Below are 15,556 nucleotides of genomic sequence, written 5' to 3' on the forward strand. Positions count from 1 at the left end.
GGGGCAACCGGCGCGGGCGCAGGCGCCACCGGCTCGGGCGCAACAGCAGGCGGCGCGTCAGCCGGCGCTGGCGGTGGCGTGTACGCGGGCGCTTGAGGTTCCGGCTCTGGCTCCGGTTCCGGCTCCGGCGGCGCCGTTGTCGTGGTCGGCGGCGCCGTGGTAGTCGTCGGCGGAGCTGTCGTGGTCGTCGTGGTCGGCGGCGCCGTGGTCGTTGTCGTCGTCGTCGGTGTCGTCGTCGGGAACGGCCACGTCGGCGTCGGCCACGGGCTCAACGTCGGCAACGGAACCACCGGCGGAACCGGCACCGGCACCCCCGGAACCGGCGGCGGCCCCGGCACGGGCACCTGCGGCACCGGCGCCACCGGTACGTTGTTCACCACCGGCCCCCGATTCGTCCTCACACTCGGCCGCGGCACCTCCGGCTGCGGCGACACCACCGCCACCGGCAACGCCAGCGGATCCGGCTCGTGCGGCACCTGCGGCAGATACCGCCCCGGCACCGGCTCCGCCTGCTGCACCGCCGGCGCCGGCTGCGCGCTCACGTCGCTCGCCGGCCGAATCGCCACTGCGACCGTCACCGCCAGCGCCGCGAAGCTCATCACCACGAACGCCAATGCGCTGCCCATCAGCACCGTCCGCGGCGGCGGCGGCGCGATCATCTCCGTGTAGGCGCCTCGTCCTCCTGCTCGGGGACGAACTCCTCGATAGAGTCCAAGGGCAACTCGTAGTAGTCCGGATCTTCCTGCGAGTACGCCAGCTGCGGCCCGACCGCCGCCGAGTCGCCGGTCGCGGGCGCCATCTGCGTCGCGTCCGCGGCCGCGGGCGCCATCATCGTCGCGTCCGCCGCCGCCGGGGCCATCTGAGTCGCGTCGGCCGCAGCGGGCGCCATCATCGTCGCCGCACCCGCCAGGAACTCACCACCATGAACCGTCTGCGCCGCACCCCGCGCCACCGCGAAGCCCGCATCCGGCGCCACCTCCACTGGCGCCGTCGAACTCAGTTCGGCCGCAAGCGAATCGAGGTCCGACCGCTGACCGACCAGCATGATTCGATGGATTTCCGATTCAGGCACCTGCTGCAGCACCGCCGCACACGCCACGGCCGCGCCCGCCGCGCCGATCGGCACCGACGCCAGCACCGACGTCGACTCTCCGTCCTCTCCGGAGTCCGCGCCGACCACCGTCAGCGACACTGTGTCATCGTCGGACAACAGCAAGGCAGCGTCCGCACCGGCACTGCGGGCAAGCGCCGCGGCCGCCTCGGTCCCCGCCACCACTTCCACGTTTTGCACGCCGGCGCTCAGCACCGTCTGGCGCAGCGTCTCGGCGTGCGACGCGTCGGGCAGGCACAGCCGTGTCGCGGCCACCCGGTTGCCCGACTCGGCCACCGCGCGATAGGTGCCGACAATCGTGTCGGCCAGGTCGGTCACCCCGTCATCGGGCAGGTCCAGTGCGTACTGGTCGAAAACCTCGCCGCCCGTCGCCGGCGCGCCGACCATCGCCAGGCGCGCCACCCGTCCGGTGACTGCCACCCCGAGGACTACGTCCACCGACCCACTCCTTGCCTCACCACGACCATTCCACGCTAGCGTCACGAGCCGCGCTGCTTGTGTCCACAACCAAAAGTGAGCACGCTGAGGTGCAACACCTCGCGGCGTCACTCAGGAAGGAATCGCTACGTGAGCGACCAGCGTTACGACGCGCCCACCGCCCAGGTGGCCCAGACCGGCGCGCCCGCCGGCGCCCGATCGCCGCGCGTCGGCTACCTCCCCGCCCGCACCAACACCGTGCGCGACGGCATCGCGGCCGCCCTGCTGGTCCTCGCGCTGCTCCTGCCGTGGAATCTCGACTTCGGCCTCGGCGTTCCCGGCAGCGACGGCTCGATCTGGTTGCTCGTCGCCGTCGTGACGCTGCTCGCGCTCGGCGCCGCGCTCGCGCCGCACGTCGGCCCGTTCCGGCTGGAGTCCCCCGAAGCCGACGTCCGCCGCACCAGCCGGGCCCGACTACTGCTCAGCGTCCCGTATGTGGTCGTCGCGCTCGGCTTCCTCGGCTACCACCTGCTCGAGACCCTCCGCGACGGCGGGACCGGTTACGCGCCGCCGGGCGTCGGTCCCGGCCTGCTCCTGGGCATCGGCGGAACGCTGCTCGCCGCGCAGCCGCCGGTCACCAGTATCACCATCGAACACAACAGGTTTCGACGCTGGTACGCGATCGCCCGGGCGCTGGGCGCGGTGTCGATCGCGCTGGCGACGCTGTCGGTCGGGTGGAACCTGTACTGGCGGCTGCGCTACCTGTTCGTCACCGAGGTGGACTTCGACGGCCAGGACGCCGCTGTCATCATCACCACGCTGCTCTACGGCGCGGTGGCGCTGATCGCGTTGGTCATCGCGTCGCGTTGGCTCATCGAGAAGTCCGCCGCCGCCCGACTGGCCACCACCGCGCTGGGCGGCTCCGCCGCGCTGGCCGCCACGCTGGTGTGGGTCTTTCCGGTCGGCCGCGACATTGACGCCTTTCACGGCATCGCTCAGAACACCTCGACGGCCGCCGTCGGCTACGAGGGCTACCTGTTCTGGGCGGCCGCCGCCGCGATCGTCGCCCCGACGACGCTCTACGCCGTCTTCCTGATCAAACCGCCGACCATCGGCGCCTACCGCTCCGCCGCACAGAAATGCCTGACGCTCATCGCGTTCTGGGCGTTCGCCGCGGCCGCACTGCGCGTCGTCGACTATTTGATCGCGTTGTCCCTTGACCTGCCCCGCGCCCTCTACGACAGCGTCGCGATGATGGTGTTCAACCTGTTCACCGGTTTCATCGCGCGCTGGCTACACCGCCAACTGGTCAAGGGCGAGGTGGCCACGACCGTCGTCGCCGCGTTCAGCGGGTTGCTGTTCGTGTTCACGGTCGCGAACCTGGCCATCGGCGTTGCGCTCGCGCCGCGCTACGCCGAGCCGCCGACCGAGGCCATCTACGGCAACAACCTCGCCCAGCAGATCACCAGCACCTTCGATGTGGTGATCTGCTCGCTGAGCCTCGCCGTGCTGGTCGCCATGCTGTTCACCGGCCCGCTGGCGGGTTTGTTGGCGCGCCGGCGTGAACCTCGTGCGGCGTCGGCACCACCGGCTCCCGAGCCCGAGCCGACGACCGCCGCGACACCCACGGTTGGTACACCGCGGCCGTCGGGTGTTCCGAGAATCGTTCGGCTGAAAGAGGATTCGACGACGGTGCTCGAGGCGCCACCGACCGTGCAGGTCTCCGCGCCCACCACTGCGCTCCGAATCCAGCGCCGAAACCCGCCGTCGGACACGACATCTCAGATCCCGGATGCGCCGACCGACTAGGTGCGCTGATCAGCGGAGGTAGGTCTGACCTTCCCGCGGATATCCGCCGCCGTCGGTAGCGACGTGGACATGGTCGTAATGGTTCGCGGTGTCCCCGCCGCGGTTCGACATCGTGCTACTCGAGCCGCCGGGCCGGTAGATGGTCTGCCGCCAGATGACGTGATCCAGTCCGAAGCGCTCCGCATTCTCCAAGACATACGCGACGACACTGTCTCCGAGCGCTATCCCCGCCGCCGAGCGGGAGTTCGGGATCATCACGTCGATCGCCAACCCGTGTGGATGCCATTTCAGGGGATCGGAGCGGACGCCGCCGATGTCGAGAATCTCGGGGAACGCCGCGCTGACCGAGCGGGCCGCCAAGATGGTTTTGACCTGGAGTCCGTTCTCCTGCGCGACGCCGCGGGGCAGGACGGGCGGCGGGGCGGGCGGAGCCTGCACATGAGCCATCGGCTGCACCGCTACCGGCGGCGGACTCGGCGGCTTCGGCGCCGCGACATCGTCGGTGTGCGGAGAACTGTCCGCGCCGACGACAAACAACGAGGCTGCAGAGACGACGCCCGCTGCCACTGACAAACGCGACCGTTGCCGCGTTCTAGCTAATGTGTGCCTTCCCATCGGAGCCGCACACTACCGACACGCCCGAGCCCCTAGCAAAATCGGTGCCTGGTCAGGAGGATCCATCGCCATGCCCGACCCAGCCGCAAAAGCACAGTTCACGGAGCCAGGATAGGAACTCCGCGCGCCTACGACCGGTAGCGCCGACGGCTCTGGTAGTGACCCATGTCAAGCCCCAGCTAACAATGTGACTCCTGCCAACTTGGACGGCCGGCTACGGTCTGCGACATAGCGCCGACGTTCACGTTTGTGTGGATGAGCACCGGGCCGAGCACGACGCGGTAGGGGTCGTACAGCCAACCCGGCGCTGGTGCGGCCACTGCCGCAACGCAAATGGACAACCGACGACCTGAACCGTCAGCGCTAAAACCAGACTTTTCGACCGCCGACGGGGCGACCGACCGCGCCGAGTATCCACAGCACGACGCCGACGACGATGAGGATCGCCCCGATGGTGTACAGGATCGACAGGCTGGTGAAGTATCCGATGATGAGAAGAATGACACCGAGGATGATCATGGTGGCTCCGATCGGCTAGGCGTGACCTGGTCGCAGAAGACTTGCCAATTCCGTCAATTTCCAAACAAGATCGCTGTCCGGGGGGTCGCGATAGCTCTGTCTACCTCGTCGTCGTCGGAGCTGCGGGCGCCAGCGACAATCCCGAGTAGATCTCATCGAGAACGGTCGGCAGCAAGGCGTTGGCGGTCGTCCTGCCGTCCGGCGACAGCGTCAGGTTCGTCCAGATGACCAGCGTGACGTCGTTCTCCGGGTCGTGGCCCATGAACGAGTTGAAGCCCGGCAGTTCCCCGCCGTGGTAGTACATCGCCGCGGTCGGGCTGTAGCGCTGATACGAGATCCCGTACCCGTACTGCTGCCCGTCCGGCGCGGCCGGATCCTCGGCCTGCCGGCTGTCCAACCACTGCCGGTGGTAGTCGGCATTGAACACCTGGCCCGACACGAGGGCCTTCATCCACGTCGCCAGATCGTCCGCCGTCGAGATACCCCCACCCGCCGCCGTCGCATACGAAGAGTTCTGGTCCGTGTAATCCGTGGGCTTGGCCGTGCCGGCGCGGATGGCAGCCTGCAGATCCGCGGGATACGGGTCGTCGGCGAGCGCGAAAATGGTTCCGCCGTACATATAGCCGTGCGAGTACAGGGCCGGCATGGACGTGTCGTTCGAATCGGGCAGCGATGTCTGCTCCAGCCCGAGCGGACCGAAGAGCCGCTTCTGAAACTGTTGTGCCAGAGGGCCTTCCCCGACCTTCTCGGCAATCAAGCCCAGCAGCGCGTAGTTGGTGTTGCTGTACTCGTAGGAGCTGTCAGGCGGAAACTGCGGCGGGTGCCTAAATGCGATCGCCAACACCTCTTGCGGCGTCCACGGTTTGGCGGGATCGGCGTCGAGTGCCGCCGCTAGTGCCGGATCCGCGGTATAGCCGTACAGACCCGACCTCATCTTCAATAGGTCTGCGACAGTGATGTTGTCACCGTTCGGTACGCCCGGAACGTACTTCGACACCGGGTCGCCGAACGCCAGCTTGCCGTCCTGAGCGAGCAGCACGATCAGCGCCGACGTCATTGTCTTGGTGTTCGAGGCGATACGGAAATGGGTGTCCGCGGTGGGGGCCGTACGGGTACCCAGCTCCGTGGTGCCGAACGCCGCCTCGAAGTCGCCTTGCTGCGTGCGCACGAGGACCATCGCACCCGGCACGAAGAGATCCTCGGCAGCGGCAGCCACCACCGCTTGAAACGACTCCCGGTCGATCGGTCTGAGGGCAGACGCATCCGGCGCCGAGGAGCAGCCGGCCGCCACCAGCGCGACGCATGCTGCGAGTGCGACCATTCGGTTGAGGCGCACCCGGTCGGTTCGACGTCGTCGCGCCCACAGGACCATTACCGCGAGCGTAGATCTTGAAGGTCGGCGACGGGCTGGATCGAACACCGCCGCCGACCCGCTGCGGCCGCGAGGTGCCATGCTGGCCTGATCATGAGCGTCTGGGGATACGCCATCGTGGCCACGACCATTCTGTTCGCCTCGGCGTTGCAGGCGTCGATCGGTTTCGGCATCGGTCTGCTCGCCGCGCCGATCATCGCGCTCGTCGACCCCGCGCTGATCCCCGGCACGCTGATCATGATCGCGACGCTCGTGACGCTGATGGTCGTCGTGCGCGAACGCGAGTCCATCGACTTGCATGGCACCGGGTGGGCGTTGGTCGGCCGGGTGCCGGGCACCATCGCCGGTGCACTGCTGCTGATGATGCTGCCGGCGCAGGGGCTGGCGATCATGCTCGCACTCGTCGTACTCGGCGGCGTCGCGTTGACGAGCCTCGGCTGGATCCCGGAGGCCCGACGACGCAACGTGATGCTGGCCGGTGTGGCCTCCGGCGTCTTCGGAACCGCGACGGCCATCGGCGGCCCGCCGATGGCGTTGGTGTGGCAGCGCAACGAAGGCGCCCGCCTGCGCGGCACCATGAGCGGCTTCTTCCTCGTCGGCTCGATCATGTCGATCGTCGCGCTCACCGCGACCGGCGCCGTCACCACCCACACGGTGTGGATGTTCGCCGTGTTCGTCCCCGCAGCGGTGCTCGGTTACGTGCTCTCGCGTGGCCTCAACCGCGTCCTGGACCCGAACCGGCTGCGCTGGATGGCCATCTGTGTTTCGGCGGTCGGTGCCGTCATGCTGATCGGCCGTGAACTCCTGGCAATCGGGGGCTGACCGGGGAGTGCATGGCATCGCAATTCGACGGATTGAATGATCGTGATCCGGGTAACACACCCTCATGTCCAAGTCCAGAACTGCAGTCGCCACGGCACTGGCGGCGCCCCTCGCCCTCGCCATGTTGTCCGCCTGTGGCCAGGAAGACCAGTCAGCCGACCAGACCACCTCCCCCACGAGCCCCGCGCCACAGGGGGAGACGATCAATACCGAGGTCAAGACTGCCGACGGTCGCACCGTCGCGAACGCGAACATCGAGTTCGCCGACGACTACGCCACGGTCACCGTCGAAACCACCGAAGCGGGCATCCTCTCGCCGGGGTTCCACGGTCTGCACATCCACGAATGGGGCCGGTGTGAGGCCAACTCCGTCGCGCCCACCGGCGGTCAGCCCGGTGACTTCAACTCCGCCGGCGGGCACCTGCACGGCGAAACCCCTCATCCCGCCATCGGCGACCTGGGTGTTCTGGATGTCCGCTCCGACGGATCGGCGCGGCTGGTCACGACGACCGACTCCATCACCGTCGACGACCTGCGCGGTCCACAGGGCAGCGCGCTGATGATCCACGAGCGCGCCGACAACTTCGCCAATATCCCGGATCGTTACACCGTCAACGGGGTGCCCGGCCCGGACGCCGAGACGCTGGCCACCGGCGACTCCGGCGCCCGCGTGGCCTGCGGCGTCCTGGAGGCGGCGAGCGCGACCGCCACGACAACGACGACGCCGACGACCGAGACGGTCACCGAGACGACCGCCGTGGTGCCCCCGCCGGCAGGCAGCCCCACGACGACCACCGCACCGTCACCGACCGGTACCACCACACCGGAGACCACCAGCCCGACGACCACTACGGAGACCTCGCCGACAACCACGACGGTCGTGACGACCACGCCCACTGAACAGCCATAAGGACTTCGCCGGCCCGACCGACTCTTAGGGTGGCCGGATGCGACGAGCGCGGGTCATCCACATCGCTCGACAGGTTGCGGCCCTGGGGGCGGCCGCGCTGAGCGCCGCGACCACGCTGAACGGATACCGCCCGCTGGCGCGCCGGGGCTACCCGTCGATCTGGTCGTGGGGGTTCGGCCTGGTTGTCACCGAACTGCCCCTGCAGACGCTGGCCAGCCAGGTCGGCGGCCTGGCGTTGACCGCGCGTGGGCTGACCCGCCCGGTGCGGACCATCGCCTGGCTGATCGCCGGACTCTCGGTGCTGGGGCTGTTGAACTTCAGCCGCGCCGGACACAAGGCCGACGTCCCGTTGACCGCGGCGTTGGACAGCGGGCTGGGCACCGGGCGCCGCCGAGACTCAGTGGGCCTCTGGCGCCGCCCGGCCGGCGGCGGCACCGCCCGAACGCCGGGGCCGCTGCGCATGCTGCGGATACACCGCGACTACGCCCACGACTCCGACATCAGCTACGGCCCCTACGGCAGCGCCAACCACCTCGACATCTGGCGGCGTCGCGACCTCGACCGGAACGGTAAGGCGCCGGTGCTGTTTCAAATCCCCGGCGGGGCGTGGACGACGGGAAACAAACGCGGACAAGCACATCCGTTGATGAGCCACCTCGCCGAGCTGGGCTGGATCTGTGTGGCCATCAACTACCGGCACAGCCCCCGCAACACCTGGCCCGACCACATCGTCGACGTCAAGCGCGCGCTGAGTTGGGTCAAGTCTCATATCGAGGATTACGGCGGCGATCCGGGCTTCATCGTCATCACCGGCGGATCGGCCGGCGGGCACCTGTCGTCGCTGGCGGCGCTGACACCCAACGACCCGCGGTTTCAGCCCGGTTTCGAGGACGCCGACACCCGCGTGCAGGCCGCGGTGCCGTTCTACGGCGTCTTCGACTTCACCCGTCTGCAGGACGCGATGCACCCGTCGATGCCGGAACTCCTGGAGCGGATGGTGATCAAGGAAGCACACGCGACCAATCCGCAGTCCTATGCCGACGCCTCACCGGCCAACCACGTATCCGCCGATGCTCCACCATTTTTCGTTTTGCACGGCCGCAACGACTCACTGGTTCCCGTCGAGCAGGCCCGTGCATTCGTGAAGCGGCTGCGCGACGTAAGCACCCAACCCGTCGTGTACGCCGAACTGCCGTTCACCCAGCACGCCTTCGACATGCTGGGCTCCGCCCGCGCCGTGCACGCCGCGATCGCCGTCGAGCAGTTCTTGGCCGAGATCCACCCGAACGCAGGGTAGTCCGCCTGCGAGTGAGGGCCTACCGTGAACTCATGGACGCATCCCCGCCGTTCCGGGTCGACGGCACCGCGGCGCTGAGCCGACGACGGCTACTGCAGCTGGCCGGCACGGCCGGACTGGCGGCCGCCACCGTGTACTCGACCAAATCCACCGCCCTTGCAGCACCCGCGATGCCGTCCGCTTCCCGCGCCGTGCTGTGTCGAGACGCCTGGGGCGCCGATGCCCCCCGCCCGGGCGGCACGCCTCACCAGCCCAGCCGCCTGACCATCCACCACACCGCTGTGGTCCTCGGCGACAACAGCAACGCCCCGGCCCGGCTCCGCCAGCACCAGCACTATCACCAGGACACGCAGGGCTGGATCGACATCGCCTATCACCTCAGCGTCGACCGCGACGGCAACATCTACGAGCTGCGCACACCGCAGCTCGTCGGCGACACCGCGACGAACTACGACCCGACCGGCCACTTCCTCGTCGTCTGCGAAGGCAACTTCGACGAAGAACAGGTCACCGAACAACAGGTCGACGGGGCCGCACTCGCCTTCGCCTGGGCCGCACAGCAATTCGACATCCCAACCGAAACACTCGCCGGCCACCGCGATGTCAGCTCCGAAACCAGCTGCCCCGGCGCAAGCCTCTACTCGCACGTCGCCTCGGGCGACCTCAGGAGCCGCGTCGACGGGCTGCTGGCCGGCGGGCCGGTAGACCTTTATCCGCTCTGTGGTCCTGAAGCCGCGGCGACCGTCGCCGACATCGAGTCCGGCCGTCGCTGACTGCAACGAACGCTGACCCGGGCGCGCAGTTTCCATTCCGGCCATCTCACCCGTCGGCCGCGCTTACCATCCACTCCGCATGGCCAACTTGATACGGCACCCGATCCGCGTCCCTCGCGTCGAGAAGCCCCGCTCCGAGGGCCGCTTCTACCTGCCCACCGGTCGGCGCCTCGGCTTCGCCGAGTTCGGCGACCCGGCTGGTGATCCGGTGCTGTGGTTCCACGGCACCCCCGGCGGCCGCCGCCAGTTCCCGCTGCTCGGCCGCCGCGCCGCCGAGAAGCTGAACCTGCGCGTCGTCCTCGTCGCCCGACCCGGCACCGGCCTGTCCGACCCGCACCCCTACGAATCGGTGGCCGACTGGGCCACCGACATGGCACACGTCGCGGACGCTCTCGGCGCCGAGCGCCTCGGTGTCGTTGGCCTCTCCGGCGGCGGCCCGTACGCCCTGGCCTGTGGGGCCGTTCCCTCGCTCGCCGAACGGGTCGCGGCGGTGGCCGTGCTCGGCGGTGTGGTGCCCTCGGTCGGCTCCGACGCGCTCGCCACCGGCGCGATCGCGCTGGCCCGACGCTTCGCCCCGGTTCTGCACAGCCTGCGCCGCCCGCTGGCCGAGAGCGTCAACGGGCTGATGATGCCGCTCCTTCCGTTGGCGCATTTCGCGTGTCAGGCCTACGCCAGCGTCATCCCCGAAGGTGACCGGCGGGTGCTCAAGGATCCCGAGATGGAGGGCATGTTCATCGACGATCTCGTGCTGGTGGCGAAGGGCCGGTTCCAGGGGATCATCGATGACGCGCGACTGTTCGGCCGCGACTGGGGTTTTCGGCTCGGTGACGTCACGGTTCCGGTGCGCTGGTGGCACGGCGACGCCGACAACATCGTTCCGCTGGCCGACGCGCAAGCGGCGATCGAGCGCCTCCCCGACGCCGAGCTGATCCTGCGCCACGAGGAGAGCCACCTGGGCGGCTTCGCCAGCGCTGACGACGTCCTCGCCTTCCTACGCTCACATCTCTGAGCCCAACCGCCGAGGCCGTTGTACGCTCGCCACATCTATGGCCGGTGTGAGGACAAGAGTCGCCCGGGCCGCTGAGGCGGCGGTGGGAGAACAGCAATTCGTCACTCTCCTCGATGTGTTGATCGGCTTGGGCTGGCTCACGCAGGCACACGTCGATCGGTGGCAACGACGTCGTGTCCGACTGCTCGAACCCATCATCCTCGGTGCGACACCTCGACACCGATTACGACGAACTGCTCATGTCGGGCGTGGACCGCGAATCGGCGCGCGAGCGGGTGCGCGATCAGGTCGACAAGAGGCTGGACGAGTGGCGCCGGCCTTCCTGATAGCGCGTGCCATAGCGCAGCCGCGCAGTACCATCCGGCCGTGGCCGGCCGCCGTGTCACTCATCGGCTGACACGCGCGATCGGGAGAAGGAGAAACGTTGGTGAAGCACGGCACCGGCCGTCGCCTGCCCGTTGTCACCAAACTGGCGGCAATCACCACAGCTGGTGCGTTGCTCGTGCAGTGCTCCGACCCGCCAGCGCCTCCCCGCGCCACCTCCTCGCCGAGCGCGGCCAGTAAGTCGCCGACCACTCAACCGCCTTCTTCGCCGCTGCCGGCCAATCCATCACCCGCGCCTGCAGGAGTCCTGCCCGTCACGGCCGCTGAGCTCGGTGCTAGCTGGCGGCCCGGGTGCCCGCTCGAGCCGGCCCGGCTGAGACGAGTCGAGATCGATCACCTGGGAATGGACGCGCGGATCCACCGTGGGGAGCTGATCGTGCATGAAGATCTGGTGGCCGAGGTCATCGAGATCTTCGAGCGGCTTCGCGAAGTGGGGTATCCCATCGAGAAGATGCGCACGCCCGAGTACTACCCACGCGCCGACGACGAATTGTCCATGCGCGACAACAACACCTCGGCGTTCAACTGTCGGGACATACCGGGAAGCGGCCAGTGGTCCCTGCACGCCTACGGCCGCGCCGTCGACATCAACCCTCTGCTCAACCCGTATATCGACAGCACGGGCGCGTTTCAACCCGCCAACGCCGCGCCCTACCTCGATCGCAACCGCATCGACCCGGGACTGCTGCACGACGGCGACCCCGCGGTACGGATCTTCACCGATCGTGGCTGGCGCTGGGGCGGCGACTGGCGAACCCCCAAGGACTATCAACACTTCGAGCGTCGTGACCGGTGAGTAATCACCACGCGAAAACCCGGATACGTCATAGACCTACAAGTCCTGCCCTGACCCGCTGAAGTTGTTTCGATTGTTTCGATCGTCGGCATCCAGACGTACAATGCACCTATGACTGCCGTCGTTGCTCCGCTGGCTCGCGACCTGGCTGCGCGGGCACGAACAGACGCACGCTTCGCGCGGGTCCTCACCGCCCTGCTGGATGCGCCCACCTAACCGCAGGGCACCCTCGAACGCGTCGCCGCCCACAATCTGAACACCCAACGCCGTACCGCTCTGGTGCAGGACTTCGTCGAGGGTTCCCTGCCCACTCACGCCGTTCAGACGCTGCTGAGCCTTCGCACACGCAGGCCGTCCATCGACTGCGGACCCGCGGGAAGCTCATCGGCGCCGCCGTCGGAAACCAGACATGGTTCCCCGCTTGGCAATTCGATGATGACCGCGTCCGCTCAGACCTTCCGCAGATACTTGAACTGCTCGCCCGGTTCACCGCCGACCCGCTGGCCGCAGACCGCGTCATGCGTATCAGGCACGACGAGCTCGGCGATATGTCGATCGCAGAAGCGATACGCAAGCCGCAGACCGCCCAGACCGCGTGGCAGATGCTCACCGCTGTCGGTGCCTGACCTTCCGGCCGGCTACCTGGCTGCCTTACCGGATGACCGGCCGGTCGGATTACGCCGCCGTTCGGTGATCGCCGGCACCCAGATCTGGCGGGTGGAGGCCACGGCCCCAGCCGACTGGGAATGGGGCGGCTTTCCCACCCCGCGGTATCGTTTCGACCCGCGCTCGGGGACCTTCCGGACGCGTTACACGGGTGCCACGCTCGTCGGCGCATTCCGAGAGCGATACCGGTCGACCGGACTCGTCATCCCCGCCGACCACGAAACGCATCACCTGGTGCGATTGTCGGCTGCGCAGAATCTCCGGGTGCTCGACCTGCGGACGGAGGCAAACCTCGACGCCTTGGCCGTCGACGACCAGATCAGTGCTGGCCAGCACCCTGATGTCTGGGACACCTGCCATCGACTGGCAGATGCTGTCCGGCACTGGTGGACCGACATCGATGCGATCGTCTACCGGTCGCGCACAACCCCGCAGACGTCTGCCAACTTCGCATTCTTTTCCGTCGACAAGTTCGACATCGAGTGCTGGCCAGTGGTGGATCGGACCGACACCATGACCGAGCTCGTGCTGCACGGTGACTTCACCGTTGGTTGGGACATCGCGCGGTGACGCGCAGCATCATGTCTCGCCGGTGACAGCACTTCTCATGCGCCTGGCATCACCTCGACCTGGCATCTGATGCGCGGTGCGCGCGCCAGACGTGCATCAGCGGTGACCAAGACGACGTCCAAAACCTCGGCGAGAGCAATGTATGCAGCGTCGTACGAGGTCACTGCGTGGCGCAACTCCCATATCCGCCCGAGCAGCGGCGTGTGAGGTGCGCGCCGCATCGGTAGGTCCGCGTGGTCAACCACCGCGGCGTTGGCTCGCCTGGCGGTCATCAGCTTCGCCGACACGTGACGACGCCACACCGACAGCACCTCGAGGTCGATAAGTTCTGGCGCAGCCAGTGTCTCGTCGCCCAACCGATGCCGGGCCCGCTGTCCATCCGACCCGTCGTCGCCCAACGCAACAGCCAGCACACTCGCGTCAACGACGATCACGTTCGGCCCGAACGTGGCGCGCCGCCGCATCGAACGTCACAGTTCCACCTTTGCGCGACGCAGCGCGCTCCATAACCTCCTCGGCCGTCGGCTGACTCGCCTCGGCGATCAGCCGGCTTCGTAGGTACTCCTGCAGCGACTGGTGTGCGCGCGCCGCGCGCTCTCGCAAAACTCGATGAGTGTCCTCGGGGACATCTTTGATCTGCACGCTGGGCATGGCGCCATAATGGCGCCAGTGGCGCCATTTCGCAAGCTGCGCTGGCGGCCGTCACCCACCGAGCATGCTCGTCACATCGGTGCCGACCGTCGCGCCGTCCCTGCGGTGATCGGTCATGGTGCCGCACTGCCCGCACACCTGAACCGAACCCCGCGCCTCGCCCCCGCAGGCCCGGCCGATCACCGCCATCACCGAGTCCGTGTGGACGACGACACCGAACGGGCAGCTGCCCGGCGGCGGCCCGTCGGACCAGCCGTGCGCCACCATCGCCGCCGCGATCTGTGCGCAAACCGCTTCCGGCGCAACCTCTTCCGGGAGCCCAAAGCTCATGTCCAGCCGCCCGCGATACGGCGGCTCCCCTTGGTCGTTGCACGACTCGAAGGTGAACGCGCCGGTGACATCGGCCAGGCCGGCCACCCGGACGATGTCCCTCGCCGCGTCGACCACCTGCGCCATCGCCTCGGCGTCCGTCAATCGCTTCACGGCGCCTCCCCGTCGAGCATCGCGCGGCGGCGGGCCGCCTCCGGGTCGATGTATGCCGGCGTCCCCGGAATCCGACTGTCGATGCGCGGCAGTCGGATTCGGCCACCCCACGGCAGGGTCACCTCGCGCGGTGTCGTCACCCGCGGTTGGCGTCGGCCCTGCGCGACCAGTCCTTCGCGCTCCAGCGCCGCGCCGTCCCCCGTGACGATGTGCACCATGCTGCGCAGCGCCTCGCCGCCGAGGTTGTAGTAGTGCGAATGGTCGCCGAAGTCCAGCACGTCGGCCCCCGTCGCCTCCGCCTTGAACCGGATTGAGCCGAAGCCCTCGCCCGCCGGGTCCGCCCCCAGCCCGGCGTCCGGGCCGAACGGCTGGCCCAGGGCATCGTTGAGGAAGTCCGGCACACTGCCCGACACCCCGATCCAGCTGATCGGATCCGTCGACGCCGCGCCGACGTACACCTCGCTGTCGACACCGAAGTCTGCCGCACTGCGCGCCACGTCGGTGCCCGGACTGCCCAGCAGCACCGCATCATTGGCCCGCATGCCGCTACGCGCGAACGCATCCGCGACGGTCGTCGCCCCGTACGAATGCCCGATCACCGTCACGTGCGGCAGGCCCGCGTGGGTCACCCACAAGCCGTTGACATCCTCGGCCAAGCGCTCCCCTCCGACGCGGGCCAGCACCGGCGCGGCGATCCCGCGGTCGGTGTAGTCGTCCGGGGTGTCGTAGCCCATCCAGGAGATCACCGACGTCGCCTCGCCGGGCCGGGCGATCAGCGACTGGTCGTAGAGGTTGATCGCCGCGTCGTGCCCGGCCGACAACCACCCGCCCGCCACGCTGCTGCCGGCGCCGGGCACGACCACCGCGACGTGGTCGGCCTCGTCGGGGTCGCCGATCGCGATCGCCGCCCGCCCCTGTCCGATGAACGTCGCCGGGTCGTAGGCCCACAGCAGCACCGGCCGCGGGTTGCCGGGGTCGGACCCCTGATGCCGCGCCAACCCTCGTCGGGTCTGCTCCGCGTTGCGGTACCGCAGCACGTCTCGGCTCGAAAGACTATATCGCTCAGGGCCTTCCAAGGCATCGGCCACCGGTGCAGCGTTCTCGACCCGGGCGAGGTCGTCCTCCACGACCGCCCGGTTCACCCGGTCCCGTGCGGCGGCCGGAACGCCGTTGAGATTGCCCAGCCGCGCCGGATGCTCGGCGATCAGCCGTTCCCGCTCCCGCTGGTCGAGCGCGCTCCACCACGCGTGGACATCCCGGGCGCTGCTCCCGGGCGGTGGCAGCGCAACGTCGCCGGTCGGGGCGGCCGGCGGCGGTGACGGATCGACTGGCATGGCGACACGTCGAACGTA

18 protein-coding genes are annotated in these 15,556 nt (G+C 68.6%); 10 read left to right on the forward strand and 8 right to left on the reverse strand.

The features are described from left to right. The first annotated feature begins 141 nt into the window (after nucleotides 1-141). Complete coding sequence (locus K3G64_RS05125) at nucleotides 142-669, forward strand: hypothetical protein (protein ID WP_238889437.1); 528 nt, start codon at nucleotides 142-144, stop codon at nucleotides 667-669. Here K3G64_RS05125 and K3G64_RS05130 read toward each other — a convergent pair. Further along, entirely contained in the window at nucleotides 656-1,549 is an 894-nt protein-coding gene (locus K3G64_RS05130; RefSeq protein WP_238889439.1) for a hypothetical protein, read from the reverse strand. The two genes, K3G64_RS05125 and K3G64_RS05130, sit on opposite strands and share 14 nt — an antisense overlap. Nucleotides 1,550-1,678: 129 nt before the next feature. On the opposite strand from K3G64_RS05130, the gene K3G64_RS05135 reads away from it, so the two are divergent. Beyond that, on the forward strand, nucleotides 1,679-3,337 hold the full coding sequence (locus tag K3G64_RS05135; protein WP_238889441.1) for a DUF7937 domain-containing protein: 1,659 nt from the start codon (nucleotides 1,679-1,681) through the stop codon (nucleotides 3,335-3,337). A 9-nt stretch (nucleotides 3,338-3,346) separates the two neighbouring features. Here the strand turns inward: K3G64_RS05135 and K3G64_RS05140 are convergent, their stop codons facing one another. From K3G64_RS05140 to K3G64_RS05150, 3 genes are all read right to left on the reverse strand, one after another. Beyond that, entirely contained in the window at nucleotides 3,347-3,784 is a 438-nt protein-coding gene (locus K3G64_RS05140) for a hypothetical protein (protein WP_370647103.1), read from the reverse strand. Nucleotides 3,785-4,315: 531 nt separating this feature from the next. After that, a complete protein-coding gene (locus K3G64_RS05145; RefSeq protein ID WP_238889445.1) occupies nucleotides 4,316-4,471 on the reverse strand; it encodes a hypothetical protein in 156 nt (51 codons plus the stop codon). Between the two features lie 100 nt (nucleotides 4,472-4,571). Then, nucleotides 4,572-5,792, reverse strand: a complete 1,221-nt coding sequence (locus K3G64_RS05150; protein ID WP_238950416.1) for a serine hydrolase domain-containing protein — start codon at nucleotides 5,790-5,792, stop codon at nucleotides 4,572-4,574. Between the two features lie 144 nt (nucleotides 5,793-5,936). Here K3G64_RS05150 and K3G64_RS05155 point away from each other — a divergent pair, with 144 nt between their 5' ends. The 8 genes from K3G64_RS05155 (at nucleotide 5,937) to K3G64_RS05190 (ending at nucleotide 13,070) form a co-directional block, all read left to right on the forward strand. Beyond that, a complete protein-coding gene (locus K3G64_RS05155; protein ID WP_238889447.1) occupies nucleotides 5,937-6,665 on the forward strand; it encodes a sulfite exporter TauE/SafE family protein in 729 nt (242 codons plus the stop codon). Between the two features lie 64 nt (nucleotides 6,666-6,729). After that, nucleotides 6,730-7,575 carry a superoxide dismutase[Cu-Zn] gene (sodC, locus tag K3G64_RS05160; RefSeq protein WP_238889449.1) on the forward strand — a complete coding sequence of 282 codons (846 nt, stop codon included), beginning with the start codon at nucleotides 6,730-6,732 and terminating at the stop codon, nucleotides 7,573-7,575. 37 nt (nucleotides 7,576-7,612) lie between these two features. Then, nucleotides 7,613-8,872: an alpha/beta hydrolase gene (locus K3G64_RS05165; protein ID WP_238889451.1), complete on the forward strand. Its 1,260-nt coding sequence runs from the start codon at nucleotides 7,613-7,615 to the stop codon at nucleotides 8,870-8,872. 32 nt (nucleotides 8,873-8,904) lie between these two features. After that, entirely contained in the window at nucleotides 8,905-9,645 is a 741-nt protein-coding gene (locus K3G64_RS05170; protein WP_238889453.1) for a peptidoglycan recognition protein family protein, read from the forward strand. A 79-nt stretch (nucleotides 9,646-9,724) separates the two neighbouring features. Then, complete coding sequence (locus K3G64_RS05175; RefSeq protein WP_238889455.1) at nucleotides 9,725-10,654, forward strand: alpha/beta fold hydrolase; 930 nt, start codon at nucleotides 9,725-9,727, stop codon at nucleotides 10,652-10,654. Nucleotides 10,655-10,857: 203 nt separating this feature from the next. Then, nucleotides 10,858-10,980 carry a DUF2293 domain-containing protein gene (locus K3G64_RS05180; protein ID WP_238889457.1) on the forward strand — a complete coding sequence of 41 codons (123 nt, stop codon included), beginning with the start codon at nucleotides 10,858-10,860 and terminating at the stop codon, nucleotides 10,978-10,980. Nucleotides 10,981-11,123: 143 nt separating this feature from the next. Then, a complete protein-coding gene (locus K3G64_RS05185) occupies nucleotides 11,124-11,834 on the forward strand; it encodes a M15 family metallopeptidase (protein WP_238950418.1) in 711 nt (236 codons plus the stop codon). Nucleotides 11,835-12,452: 618 nt separating this feature from the next. Then, nucleotides 12,453-13,070 (forward strand): RES family NAD+ phosphorylase, encoded by a 618-nt coding sequence (locus K3G64_RS05190; RefSeq protein ID WP_238889458.1) that lies wholly within the window; start codon nucleotides 12,453-12,455, stop codon nucleotides 13,068-13,070. A 35-nt stretch (nucleotides 13,071-13,105) separates the two neighbouring features. On the opposite strand, the gene K3G64_RS05195 is transcribed toward K3G64_RS05190, so the two are convergent. From K3G64_RS05195 to K3G64_RS05210, 4 genes are read right to left on the reverse strand one after another with little or no spacing between them, the layout of a single operon-like run. Beyond that, nucleotides 13,106-13,504 carry a type II toxin-antitoxin system VapC family toxin gene (locus K3G64_RS05195; protein ID WP_238889460.1) on the reverse strand — a complete coding sequence of 133 codons (399 nt, stop codon included), beginning with the start codon at nucleotides 13,502-13,504 and terminating at the stop codon, nucleotides 13,106-13,108. After that, nucleotides 13,491-13,721 (reverse strand): FitA-like ribbon-helix-helix domain-containing protein, encoded by a 231-nt coding sequence (locus tag K3G64_RS05200; protein WP_238889462.1) that lies wholly within the window; start codon nucleotides 13,719-13,721, stop codon nucleotides 13,491-13,493. Before K3G64_RS05200 ends, K3G64_RS05195 begins: the two co-directional genes overlap by 14 nt. A 51-nt stretch (nucleotides 13,722-13,772) precedes the next feature. Continuing rightward, a complete protein-coding gene (locus K3G64_RS05205; RefSeq protein ID WP_238889464.1) occupies nucleotides 13,773-14,204 on the reverse strand; it encodes a hypothetical protein in 432 nt (143 codons plus the stop codon). Beyond that, entirely contained in the window at nucleotides 14,201-15,538 is a 1,338-nt protein-coding gene (locus K3G64_RS05210; protein ID WP_238889466.1) for an alpha/beta hydrolase, read from the reverse strand. Before K3G64_RS05210 ends, K3G64_RS05205 begins: the two co-directional genes overlap by 4 nt. Nucleotides 15,539-15,556 lie beyond the last annotated feature (18 nt).

This window comes from Mycobacterium sp. IDR2000157661, from assembly GCF_022317005.1.
Taxonomy (GTDB): Bacteria; Actinomycetota; Actinomycetes; order Mycobacteriales; family Mycobacteriaceae; genus Mycobacterium.

What these genes read in the sequence shown, in the direction of transcription:
- K3G64_RS05200 (WP_238889462.1), bottom strand. Translation starts at nt 13,721, where the DNA reads ATGCCCAGCGTGCAGATCAAAGATGTCCCCGAGGACACTCATCGAGTT.
- K3G64_RS05170 (WP_238889453.1), top strand. Translation starts at nt 8,905, where the DNA reads ATGGACGCATCCCCGCCGTTCCGGGTCGACGGCACCGCGGCGCTGAGC.
- K3G64_RS05155 (WP_238889447.1), top strand. Translation starts at nt 5,937, where the DNA reads ATGAGCGTCTGGGGATACGCCATCGTGGCCACGACCATTCTGTTCGCC.
- K3G64_RS05150 (WP_238950416.1), bottom strand. Translation starts at nt 5,792, where the DNA reads ATGGTCGCACTCGCAGCATGCGTCGCGCTGGTGGCGGCCGGCTGCTCC.
- K3G64_RS05140 (WP_370647103.1), bottom strand. Translation starts at nt 3,784, where the DNA reads ATGGCTCATGTGCAGGCTCCGCCCGCCCCGCCGCCCGTCCTGCCCCGC.
- sodC (WP_238889449.1), top strand. Translation starts at nt 6,730, where the DNA reads ATGTCCAAGTCCAGAACTGCAGTCGCCACGGCACTGGCGGCGCCCCTC.
- K3G64_RS05165 (WP_238889451.1), top strand. Translation starts at nt 7,613, where the DNA reads ATGCGACGAGCGCGGGTCATCCACATCGCTCGACAGGTTGCGGCCCTG.
- K3G64_RS05175 (WP_238889455.1), top strand. Translation starts at nt 9,725, where the DNA reads ATGGCCAACTTGATACGGCACCCGATCCGCGTCCCTCGCGTCGAGAAG.
- K3G64_RS05210 (WP_238889466.1), bottom strand. Translation starts at nt 15,538, where the DNA reads ATGCCAGTCGATCCGTCACCGCCGCCGGCCGCCCCGACCGGCGACGTT.
- K3G64_RS05145 (WP_238889445.1), bottom strand. Translation starts at nt 4,471, where the DNA reads ATGATCATCCTCGGTGTCATTCTTCTCATCATCGGATACTTCACCAGC.